We start from the raw sequence: 11,837 nt of genomic DNA, 5'->3' as shown, positions 1-11,837 counted from the left end.
CCGACCCCCGCCGCCTACCGGTCAGTGGCGCAAACCCGTGAAACCGACAGAGCAAGCCACGCAGCGGATGCCGGCCAAGTCGATCACTCACCCAGAACCCGCGCAGGCGGTGGCGCAGCGCATCGTCGCCGAGTCGGCGACCCAGCGAATCCCCGCAGCCCCGACGTTCGGCAGGACTACCAAGCCCATCCGGTTGACACCACAGGCAACGCCGCCCGCGCCGGAGGCCGGGCACCCGCCAACCGCTGACCAGCCCGCGCCGGCCGGTGCGCAGCCCGCGCCGGAGGCCGGGCAGCCCGAGGGACGCGGCCTGGTCGAGCGGATGACCGACGCCACCCGAAAGCTGCTCGCGCCTCGACCCGACACCGGCCCACGGGAGGACTTAGCGGAGGAGGGTCCGGCAACCAGCCGGCTGCCGCTGAAACCTGGCGCACGCACCGTCGGCGTGGCGGCATATCGATTGGGTTTGACCGTCGACGGTCGCGAACTGCTTTCTGACATCTCGTTCACCGCACGCCCGGGTTCGTTGATCGCGGTCGTCGGGCCGTCGGAGAATCGCACCACCTCCTTGATCGAGCTGCTGGCGGGCCTGCGGCCGCTCGGTTCCGGAGTGCTGACCGTGGACGGCCACGACATGAAGGCCGAGCCCGACTGGGTCAGAGCGCGCATCGGGGTGGTGCCGCGCGGGGAGGCGGTACCCGGCTGCCTCACCGTCGAACGGGCACTGGGGTATGCCGCAGAGTTGCGGCTGCCGCCCGATACCACCCCGCCAACCCGCGACCGGGTGGTGGACCATGTTCTCGACGAACTCGAATTGACGCCGCATCGCAAGACCCGGGTGGCCAAGCTTGCGCCCGAGGTGCGCCGGTGCGCGTCGATGGCAACCGAACTCGTCTCCAGGCCCTCCCTGCTGGTCGTCGACGAACCGAGCGCCGGGCTCGATGCGGCGCAGGAAAGCCACGTCATGGCGATGCTGCGCCGGCAGGCCGATCTCGGCTGCGGCGTCGTGGTGGCGACGACGTCGCTTGCTCACCTGAACTTGTGTGACCAGGTGTTGCTGCTCACCCCGGCCGGCACTTTGGCCTTTGCCGGGCCGCCGGTGCAGCTGGAACCGGCGATGGGCACTACCGACTGGTCCGAGGTTTTCGCGCAGGTCGACGCCGATCCCGGCGGCGCGCATCAGGCGTTCCTGAACCGCCAGCAGGCATCTGGTTCGCCACCGCCGGCAGCGCCCGCGGTGGCGGCTGCGGGGCGGCCGCCCCTCGCGCTGACCGCCGACCGCCAACTAGGACTGGCGATTCGACGCGAGATCCGACTGTTCGTCGCCAGGCGGCTGCCCTTCCTCTGCATGGTGCTGCTGCCGTTGGTATTGGGCGGCTTGACGTTGCTGATTCCCGGAGATTCCGGGTTCGACCGCGCCGGCCGGTCGGCGCCCAACCCGCACGAGGCCACCGAGATCCTGGCGGCGATGAACCTCGCCGCGGTGCTGATGGGCATCCTGCTGACGATCGGCGATCTGGTCGGCGAGCGGCGGATGTTGCGGCGCGAGCAGTCTGTCGGGTTGTCGACGCCGGCCTACCTGCTCGCCAAGATTACGGTGTTCGGCCTGGTCGCGGCGATCCAGGCCGCCATCCTCACCGCCGTCGTCGTCGCCGGCAAAGGTCCGCCCGTCCATGAAGCGGTCCTACTGCCCAATGCCACTGTGGAGCTCTACGTGAGCGTGGCGGCCACGGCCGTCGTCTCGGCGATCATCGGTCTGGCGCTGTCGACGCTGGGCAGGTCGCAACGCGAGGTTCTGCCGCTGGCGGTGCCGGTGATCCTGGCATCCGCGCTCTTCGGCGGCGGGCTGCTGCCGCTGGTGGGCACCTGGGGATTCGACCAGATCTCCTGGCTGATTCCGGCCCACTGGGGCTTCGCCGCAGCCGCCTGCACTATCGATCTGCGCCGGGTCGACCCGCTGGCGGCCCATAACGGGGTGTGGACGCACTACAGCGGCTGGTGGGCCTTCGACATGGCCCTGCTGATCATCTTTGGCGTGTTGTGGGCCGGATTCGTGTTGTTCCGGCTACGTCCGCCCGGTCGCTCGCTGCGTACCCGTTCATGACGTCGTGGGCCGCTCACAGCACCGCCGCGAGCAGCAATCCGACCAGATAGGTCGCTGCGACGGCGACGGCGCCGAACAACAGTTGCCGCGACGCCGCCCACCACACCGCTTTGCTGGTGAACCGGGCGGTCAGGCCGCCGGCGACCAGCAGCCCGGCCCCGCCACATGCCAGCCCGGCGACCAACGACCCGAAGCCCAGCAGGTAGGGGATCAGTGGCAGCAGCGCACCGATGGCGAACATCGCGAACGACGACCCGGCTGCCACCCGCGCCGACGGCTTGGCGGCCGGATCGACACCGATCTCGCGCACCAGGTGAAAGTTGACCGCCTGGTTCTCGTCGCGGTGAATTTCGTCGGTGGCGATTTCCGCGGTTTGTGCGCTCATACCCAGTTCCCGCAACATCGCCACCAATTCGGCCCGTTCGTCTTGCGGACGCGTGCGCAGCGCACGGCGTTCGAGGTGGACTTCAGAGTCGATCTGCTCGTTGGCCGTGGTCACCGACGTGTATTCGCCCAACGCCATGGAGAACGCGCCGGCCAGCAGCCCGGCGATACCGCTGACGATGGTGGCGTGCACGCTTTCCGCCGCGGCCACACCGGCGATCAGGCTGGTGTTGCTGACCAGGCCGTCCATCGCGCCGAATGCGGCTGCCCGCAACCAGCCGCCGCTGACGTCGGAGTGCGAGTGTCCGACGTCGAAGGCCGGTTCGCCGGATGGACCCGCTTCGCCCGGTCGTGACCCGGGTTCAAGATTCGCCATTGCGCTATCTAAACCCACCGAGGCGAAACGACATCTGTGCCTTCCGTATTCGGACACCGATACCGGCTCTTGCCCCACACCGTGGTTGACGGGGTTACGGTTCGGGTATGGCGCCGGACATGACCAACACTGCCGACATCGCCCACCATCTGCGCAACGCCCTCGACGGGCGCTTCCGCGACGTGAAGAACGACATGCGCAAGAAGCTGAACCTGGAGGTCTTCCGCCCGCACTACACACCCAACACCGTCATCGCCCGCGCCAAGGTGGCCGAGCAGATGCAATTGTTGGCCGCCGCGGGCGCCGCCGAGGACAGCTTCCGCAAGGAACATGGCGGCACCGGCAACGTGGGCGCGGCGATCACGATGATCGAGATGCTGGCCATGTCGGATCTGTCCCTGATGGTCAAGGCCGGAGTGCAGTGGGGCCTGTTCGGCGGCGCCGTCGAGAACCTGGGCACTCAACGTCATCACGAGGAGTACGTTCCCAAGATCATCAACCTCGATATCCGCGGCTGCTTCGCGATGACCGAGACCGGGCACGGCAGCGACGTGCAGTCGCTGGAGACCACCGCCACCTACGACGCCGAGACCGAAGAGTTCGTCATCGACTCCCCCACCCCGACGGCGCGCAAGGACTACATCGGCGGGGCGGCCGAAACCGCGCGCCTGGCAGCGGTTTTCGCGCAGTTGATCACCACCGCAAACGGCGAGCAGGTCAATCACGGGGTGCACTGCTTCCTGGTCCCGATCCGCGACGACGAGGGCAACGACCTGCCGGGTGTGACAACGTCGGACTGCCTCTACAAAGGTGGCCTGCCCGGCGTCGACAACGGCCGCATCATGTTCGACCACGTCCGTATTCCACGGGTGAATCTGCTGAACAAGTACGGCGACGTCGCCCCCGACGGCACCTACAGCTCGCCGATCGAAAACGCCAGCCGCCGCTTCTTCACTATGATCGGCACGCTGATCCGCGGCCGGGTGACGGTCGGTGGCAGCGCGGCAGCGGCCGCACGGGTCGCGTTGGACATTGCCACCCGATATGCGTTGCAGCGCAGGCAATTCAGCGCACCCGACGACGACGACAGCGAAGTTCTGATCATGGACTACCTGGTCCACCAGCGGCGGTTGTTCCCGTTGATCGCACGGTCGTATGCGCTGCAGTTCGCCCAGAACGAGCTGGTGTCCAGGTGCCATGACCTGCAAACGGCCGACGACCCGGACGCCGAGGAGCAGCGCGAGCTGGAAGCACGGGCCGCCGGGCTGAAGGCCGCCAACACCTGGCACGCCAGCCGCGCCATCCAGGAGGCCCGGGAGGCCTGTGGCGGAGCCGGTTACATGGCCGAGAACCGGTTGATCGCACTGCGCGCGGACACCGACGTGTTCACCACGTTCGAGGGCGACAACCACGTGCTGACCCAGCTGGTGGCCAAGGAGCTGCTGACCGCCTACGCCGACGACATCCGCAGCATGAGCCCGGTGGAATGGGTGCGCTTCGCCGCCAACACCGTGGGTCAGCGGGTGCTGAAACGCACCGCGGCCCAGACCATCATCCAGACGGTCGTGGACGCCCGCCAGGACAACGAGGAAGAGGGCAGCCTGTTCAACCGCGGCACCCAGGTCAAGATGTTCGAGGACCGTGAGGAGTATCTGCTGTCCTCGGTGGCCCGCCGGCTGCAGAGCAAAGCCAACGAGATGTCGGCGTTCGACGCCTTCAACGCGGTCCAGGATCACGTGCTGCATGCCGCGCAGGCGCACATCGACCGGGTGGTGCTGGAGGCGTTCGTCGCCGGGATCGAATCCTGCCCGGACCATCAGGCCCGCGACGTGCTCGAGGCGGTGTGCGACGTGTACGCCTTGTCGGTGATCGACGACGACAAGGCCTGGTACATCGAGCACCGGTTCCTGTCGACGGAACGAGCCAAGGCGGTTACCCGCGGCATCAACGACCGATGCCGGGTGCTACGCCCCCACGCCAAGACGTTGGTGGACGGCTTCGGGATCCCAGAACCGTTGCGCTACGCCGAGATGTTGCACCCGGAGAACCTGCCCGACTGAGCTCAGCGACCCACCAGCTCGACGACGGCCGGCTGCGCCACGAGCTCGACGGCGGCCGGCGGCAGAGCCGGAAGGTATCCCACCGGCCGGCGAACGTAGACCTTCCAGGTCAGGGCGGCCGCACCGGCGTAGAACACCATGAAGATCCAGAACGCGTCGGTCGCGGCGCCGGTGGCCACGTAGGACTCGCGCAGCGCCAGGTTGATTCCGACCCCTCCGAACGCACCCAAAGACGCCACCAGCCCGATGGCCACCCCGGAGATCAGCCTCGACCAGTCCCGGCGCTCGGATTCGCTGAGATCCGAGCCGAGATGCAGCTCGCGGCTGCATGCCTCGAAAATCGTCGGGATCATCTTGTACACGGACCCGTTGCCCAACCCGGACAGCACGAACAACGCGATGAAGCACACGAAATAGCCGGCCATGCTGGCTCCTCGCGTCGGACCGGCGTGCCGGTCTTCCAGGCTGCCGGCGCCGATCAGCAGCCCGGCAACCAGCGCCATGGCGACAAAGACCGCCAGGGTGAGACGGCTGCCGCCGAGCCGGTCGGCCAGCCGCCCGCCGTAGACCCGTGCCAGCGCCGCCAGCAGCGGTCCCAGGAATGCCAGTTCGGCGGCGTGCACCGCGGCCTGCGCGGCGCTTTGACCGGCCGCCACGAAGTTGGTCTGCAGCACCTGCCCGAACGCGAACGAAAACCCGATGAACGAGCCGAAGGTGCCGAGGTAGAGCAGCGACAGCAACCAGGTGTCGCGATTGGACACGACCGCGGAGATGATGGGGCGCAGCCGGCAAGCTTTTACCCGGTGTTGCTGGACGTTGTTCATGAACAGCGTCACCCCGATGGCCCCACCGACCAGCAGCACCGCATAGAGCCCACACACCAGGTACGGCTTTCCGTCCCCGAACACGGCGATGATCAGCAGCCCGACCAACTGGATGGTCGGCACCCCGAGATTTCCGATGCCGCCGGCAATGCCGAGCGCCGAGCCTTTCAACCGATGCGGGTAGAACGCGTTGGCATTGCTCATCGACGCCGCGAAATTACCGCCACCCAGCCCGGTCAGCGCCGCGCACACCAGATACGGCCACAACGGCAGCCCTGGATGAGTCAACAGCACCAACGTGCCGATGGTGGGGACCAGCAGCGCGGTCACCGAGAAAATCGCCCAGTTGCGACCGCCGAAGATCGTGGTGGCCAGCGAGTAGGGCAGCCGCGTGCATGCCCCCACCAGCGTTGCGACGGTGTCGAGCATGAATTTGTCGCCGGCGGAGAAACCGTAGACGCTCTGCGGCATGAACAACACCAGCACCGGCCACAACGTCCACACGGAGTAGCCCAGATGCACGGTGACCACCGACCAGAACAGATTGCGCCGGGCGATGACCTTGTTGCCGGCTTCCCATGCCGCGACATCCTCAGCGTCCCAATGCGAAATATCGCGCGAGTTACTCCTGCGCGTTGCTGAAGTATCCGAATTGTGCTGAGCCTGGCCGGAATTGCTCAGCGACTCCTCGCGTTGCAGCAACATCTGCTGTTCCATCACTCTCCTAAGCCACTCCTGAGCCCCGGCCACGTTGCTTCCCGCCGGGAAACAACAACGAACTCCCAGAGTGCCAAACTTGCAGTCGCGCGGCACGTCGTGGGCAGCCTGAATCTGCTGAAGAACAGCTGGATAACACCTGTAGGCATCAACCGTGACCGATTGGTGATGTCACCGGAACCGTCCTGTGCGTCAAAGCCACTGGCCGCTACCGGTCGCTACGAGTGCGGTATCGGCCCCAGTGCTTTCAGTTTGCCGTCAGGTCCGATCTGAAATCGCACCGTGCCGATACCGCTGGGACAGCATTCGGATTCATCGCCGACTCGCCACCGGTACTGGACCGTCACGGTGTCATCATCGGGAGGCAGCACCGTGATGTAGGGCTTCGGACCGGGGGTCGGCGAACCCAATGGGGTGTTGCGGTCGAAGAACAGCAACTGTTGCGGAGTCGACTCGGAGGCGATGGTAGGGATGATCTGCACCCAGTACAGGCGGCATTTCCTGGTGTGCCCCCGCGCGATTTCCACCCAGCTGGAGCCCGGTACCTCGATCGGGACAGCGGCTATGGACTGTCGCACCGTGTCGGCCGCCGGGCCGTCGGATTGCTTGCAGGTATCCGCCGGCGAAGACGGCGGTGTCGACGATTTCTCCGCGCAACCGGCAGCCCCGGCAATCCCGCCGATCCCGAGCAGCACAGCCAGGCACCGACGGATCACAGTCTGCCGACGACGCACCCCGCGAGCTTAGCGAAAACTGTGCATTAGCAGGTAAATCTCTGGGGGCAAACCGCTTGGGTCTGCGCACGTCAGGTCCGCGACCGACGGCCGGAGCTTGGCGAAAACTGTCAACATTCCCCAAGTTTCGTCAAAACTGCGGCTCCCGCGCCCCGACGGGCGTCGCCGCGGATAGCTCGCGGGTAATCTGACGTCGAGATCACCGGTCGATGACGACCCGGGGATGACCGGCTCGGCTTGACGGCCCGACAGACGTGCTCGCCGATTTCCAGCAACGCACTGACACGGTTAACCCGCTGCGAGAAAACCGTAAAACGGCCGAAACGTCCGACATCCCGTACCGAAACATCCTTGTCGCAGGATTTGGCGAACACACCGTTGTGCAGTGGTGCGTAAGCGGCGGTTGCAGAAAGGACATAAGGCGTGGCCAGGGAACTCATGGCGCCCGGTAAGGACGCCGTGGAGACTATGTGCGCCTATTGCGGCGTGGGCTGCGGCATTGTGCTGCAAGTCACAACGGACGCGGCAACCGGAAAGCGCCACATTGCCAAGTCAATTGGCCGCACCTCGCATCCGGCTAATTCTGGGCGGTTGTGCACCAAGGGCGCCACCACCGCCGACCTGCTCGCCGCACCGGGACGGCTGGAGTCGGCATACCTGCGCGACGACCGCGGGAATTCCCTCGAACCGGTTCCGATCGACGATGCGATCACCCACTGCGCCAAGCGGTTACGCGCCATCATCGACGAGCACGGCCCGGACGCGGTCGCGGTGTACGTGTCGGGACAAATGTCCATCGAGGCCCAGTACCTGGCCAACAAACTGACCAAAGGGTTCATCGGCACCAACCAGATCGAGGCGAATTCGCGGCTGTGCATGGCCGGCGCCAGTTCCGGTTACAAGCTGTCGTTGGGAGCAGACGGACCGCCCGGCTCGTATCAGGATTTCGACCACGCCGACGTGTTTCTCGTCATCGGCGCCAATATGGCTGACTGCCACCCGATCCTGTTCCTGCGGATGATGGAACGCGTTCAAGCGGGCGCCAAATTGATCGTCGTCGACCCGCGCCGCACCGCGACCGCGGACAAGGCGGACCTGTTCCTGCAGATCGCCCCCGGCACCGACCTGGCGCTGCTCAACGGCTTACTGCGGCTGATCGTCGAAAACGGCTACACAGACCCGCTTTTCATCGCCGAATTCACCGAGGGCTGGGAGGTGATGCCGAGCTTTCTCGAGCAATTCACACCCGAGGTGGTCAGCGAAATCACCGGCATTCCTGTCGAAGACATCCGCACCGCAGCGCGCTGGATCGGCGAAGCCGCCAATTGGATGAGCTGCTGGACGATGGGACTCAACCAGAGCACCCATGGCACCTGGAACACCAACGCGCTGTGCAACCTGCATCTGGCAACCGGCGCGATCTGCAAGCCCGGCAATGGCCCCTTCTCCCTCACCGGACAGCCCAATGCCATGGGCGGGCGCGAAATGGGTTACATGGGAACGGGCCTGCCGGGACAGCGCTCGGTGCTCTCGGCCGCCGACCGCGAATTCGTGGAGCAGCAGTGGGGTATTCCGCAGGGGTCGCTGCGCACCGAGGTCAGCGCCGGTGTGGTGGACATATTTTCCCGGATGGCCGCCGGCGACATCAAGGCATGTTGGATTATCTGCACCAATCCCGTTGCCACCGTGGCGAATCGGAAAACGGTGCTGGCCGGGTTGGAGAAGGCCGAACTGGTGATCAGCCAGGACTCGTTCGCGGAGACCGAGACCAACGAGTACGCAACCGTGTTGCTGCCCGCGGCGCTGTGGACCGAGTCCGAGGGGGTGATGGTCAATTCCGAGCGGACCATGACGTTGTTCCAGAAGGCCGTCGAGCCGGTCGGACAGGCGCTGCCGGACTGGCAGATCATTGCCCGGATCGCTTGCGAGATGGGCTATTCGGAGTCTTTCAGCTACCAGTCCGCCGCCGACGTGTTCGACGAGATCAAGCGGTTCTCGAACATGGCAACCGGATACGATCTGCGGGGCATCAGCTACGACCGGTTGCGTGAGACACCGTTGCAGTGGCCGTGCCCACCAGACAGCAGTGGTCGCAACCCGATCCGCTACCGCAACGACGGGGTCAGCCAGACACGGTTGGCGCGCGACGACGGGTCGGTGCCGCGGTTGGCGTTCCCGACCGCCAGCGGACGTGCGGTGTTCTTCGCCCGCCCCCATCTGCTGCCCGACGAGATGCCCGACGGCGACTACCCGTTCCTGCTCAACACCGGACGCCTGCCGCACCACTGGCACACGCTGACCAAGACCGGCAAGGTCGCCAAACTCAACAAACTCAATCCGGGCCCGTTGGTCGAAATCCACCCTGACGACGCCGAGCGGTTGCACGTCCGCGACGGTGACCACGTCGAGATCGCGTCTCGCCGCGGCCGTGCGGTGCTGCCCGCTCTGGTCACCGACCGGGTGCGGCCCGGCAACTGTTTTGCCCCGTTCCACTGGAACGACGTCTTCGGCGAGTACCTCTCGATCAATGCGGTCACCAACGACGCCGTCGACCCGATATCGCGGCAACCGGAATACAAGGTGTGTGCGGTCACCCTGACGAAGGTTGCCCAACCCGCAGCCGAGCCACATTCGGCAGGCAAACCCACCGCCGGCGCGGCCGATCGACCGGAACCGACGTTGCTCACCGACACACCGCGGCTCGGTGTGGCCGACGTCGACGCGCTCGCGGAGTTCCTCGGGGTGGCGAACGAGCCGATGCCGCAGTTCGGTCCGTTCGCCCGCTCCTACCTTGCCGGTTTGCTGGCGGGGCTGCGCACCGAAACCGGTCGGCGGCTGGCCGGGGTTCCCACCGTGCCGGTCAGCGCTCCCTTCGATACCCCCACCCGGCTGTGGTTGGACGGCTTGCTCGCGGGCATGTTCGCCCGCGCCGAGACGCCGCAACCGGTGCCGGTCACCGAAACCGCCGAGCCAGCACCGATCGTGGTGTTGTGGGCGTCGCAAACCGGGACGGTAGAAGAACTCGCCGCCGACGTCGCCGCGCAACTGCGTGCGGCCCAGCTGCCGGTCGCGTTGCACGGCATGGACGAGTTCCCGGTGTCGCAGCTGCCGACGGCTCGGCAGCTGCTGCTGATCACCAGCACCACCGGGGACGGCGATCCGCCGGACAACGGCGCAGCTTTCTGGCGCGCGCTGGCGGCTGAAACCGCGCCGCAGCTGGCCGGTATCCGCTACGCCGTCCTGGCGTTGGGCGACTCCAACTATGCCAATTTCTGCGGTCACGGGCGCGCGCTGGACCTACGCCTTGCCGAGTTGGGCGCGACCCGCATCGTCGACCGCGTCGACTGCGAACCCGACTACGAGGATCCCGCCGCCGGCTGGCTGAGCCGGGTCCTGCACGAGCTGCGGGGTACGGCACCGACCACGGTCACGTCACCGCACGCGTCACCAACAGCCAAGCCCACGGCCTGCACCAAGAAGAACCCACTGGTCACCAGCGTGGTCCGCAACACCACGCTCAGCAAGCCCCGTTCGTCAAAAGACGTGCGGCAGTTAGTTTTCCATGCTCCGAAGCCAGCGGTCAGCTACGAAGCCGGCGACGCGCTGGGGGTATGGCCCCGCAACCACAGCCGGCTGGTCGACGAATGGCTGACGGTGACCGGACTGAACGGCCACACCGAAGTCGATGTCGCCAACCACGGGTCGATGTCGCTGCGTGCGGCGTTGACCGATCGGCTGGAGATCGCTCACATCAGCCCCGCCCTGCTGCGCTTCGTCCAGCAGCGCACCGCGGCCCGCGACGTCGCCGACAAGCTCGCCGAGTTGATGCGCCCGGAAAACAAAGCCGCCCTTGATGACTGGTCCTGGGGCCGGCAGTCGGTCGACCTGCTGGCTCAGGCACCGGTCACCGCGACCGCCGACGAATGGCTGACGGTACTCAAACCGCTTCAGCCGCGGCTGTATTCGATCTCATCCAGCCCCAAACAGCACCCGGGGGAAGTGCACCTGACCGTGTCGCCGGTTCGGTACAATTTTCAGGGCGTGCCGCGACGCGGGGTGTGCTCGACCTATCTGGCCGACCGCTCCCCCAGCGACGAGATCGCGGTCTATGTAAAGAAATCCAGCAGCTTCCGGCCCCCCAGCGATCCGCACACACCGATGATCATGATCGGTCCCGGAACCGGCATCGCGCCCTTCCGGGCATTCCTGCAGGAACGACGCGCGCTCGGCCACACCGGGCCGAACTGGTTGTTCTTCGGGGAACGCCACGCCGCCACCGACTTCTACTACCGAGAGGAGATCCAGGCGATGCACGCCGATGGCTTCCTCACCGAACTCGATCTGGCGTTCTCGCGCGATCAGCACCAGAAGGTGTACGTGCAGCACCTGATGCGCCGGCGCGGCGCGCAGCTGTGGCGATGGCTGCAGGACGGAGCGCAATTGTACGTGTGCGGCAACGCCGACCCGATGGCCAAAGATGTCGACCGCGCGCTCTGCGACATCGCCGCCGAGCACGGACATCTCGATACCGAAGCGGCCACCGCCTACGTGCGGTCGCTGAGCGCGGCCAAGCGCTACCACCGCGACGTCTACTGACCAGCGCTCGCTCTGGGTGGACTCTTCCGGGCGCGTACCGGC

Annotated in this window: 6 protein-coding genes; 3 read left to right on the top strand and 3 right to left on the bottom strand. The window is 66.3% G+C overall.

Features of this window, described 5'->3' with window-relative positions:
* Positions 1-2,104: ABC transporter permease (locus BST40_RS17915; protein ID WP_142276756.1), on the top strand; the 2,104-nt coding region annotated here is incomplete at its 5' end.
* A gap of 13 nt (positions 2,105-2,117) precedes the next feature.
* On the opposite strand, the gene BST40_RS17910 is transcribed toward BST40_RS17915, so the two are convergent.
* Positions 2,118-2,864 (bottom strand): VIT1/CCC1 transporter family protein, encoded by a 747-nt coding sequence (locus BST40_RS17910; RefSeq protein WP_083155013.1) that lies wholly within the window; start codon positions 2,862-2,864, stop codon positions 2,118-2,120.
* Positions 2,865-2,971: 107 nt separating this feature from the next.
* Here BST40_RS17910 and BST40_RS17905 point away from each other — a divergent pair, with 107 nt between their 5' ends.
* The gene (locus tag BST40_RS17905) at positions 2,972-4,924 is read left to right on the top strand and encodes an acyl-CoA dehydrogenase family protein (RefSeq protein WP_075548991.1); all 1,953 of its coding nucleotides are present in this window, start codon (positions 2,972-2,974) and stop codon (positions 4,922-4,924) included.
* Positions 4,925-4,926: 2 nt separating this feature from the next.
* On the opposite strand, the gene BST40_RS17900 is transcribed toward BST40_RS17905, so the two are convergent.
* Both BST40_RS17900 and BST40_RS17895 read right to left on the bottom strand, forming a co-directional pair.
* On the bottom strand, positions 4,927-6,465 hold the full coding sequence (locus BST40_RS17900) for a nitrate/nitrite transporter (RefSeq protein ID WP_083155011.1): 1,539 nt from the start codon (positions 6,463-6,465) through the stop codon (positions 4,927-4,929).
* Between the two features lie 218 nt (positions 6,466-6,683).
* Positions 6,684-7,178, bottom strand: a complete 495-nt coding sequence (locus BST40_RS17895; RefSeq protein WP_371687240.1) for an LppP/LprE family lipoprotein — start codon at positions 7,176-7,178, stop codon at positions 6,684-6,686.
* 459 nt (positions 7,179-7,637) lie between these two features.
* Here BST40_RS17895 and BST40_RS17890 point away from each other — a divergent pair, with 459 nt between their 5' ends.
* On the top strand, positions 7,638-11,795 hold the full coding sequence (locus tag BST40_RS17890) for a bifunctional nitrate reductase/sulfite reductase flavoprotein subunit alpha (protein ID WP_083155009.1): 4,158 nt from the start codon (positions 7,638-7,640) through the stop codon (positions 11,793-11,795).
* The last annotated feature ends 42 nt before the right edge of the window (positions 11,796-11,837 follow it).

Source organism: Mycobacterium persicum (genome assembly GCF_002086675.1).
In the GTDB taxonomy this organism is placed as follows: Bacteria; Actinomycetota; Actinomycetes; order Mycobacteriales; family Mycobacteriaceae; genus Mycobacterium; species Mycobacterium persicum.
The sequence above is the reverse complement of the archived record's forward strand: the minus strand, read 5'-3'. Positions and strand labels throughout refer to the sequence as shown.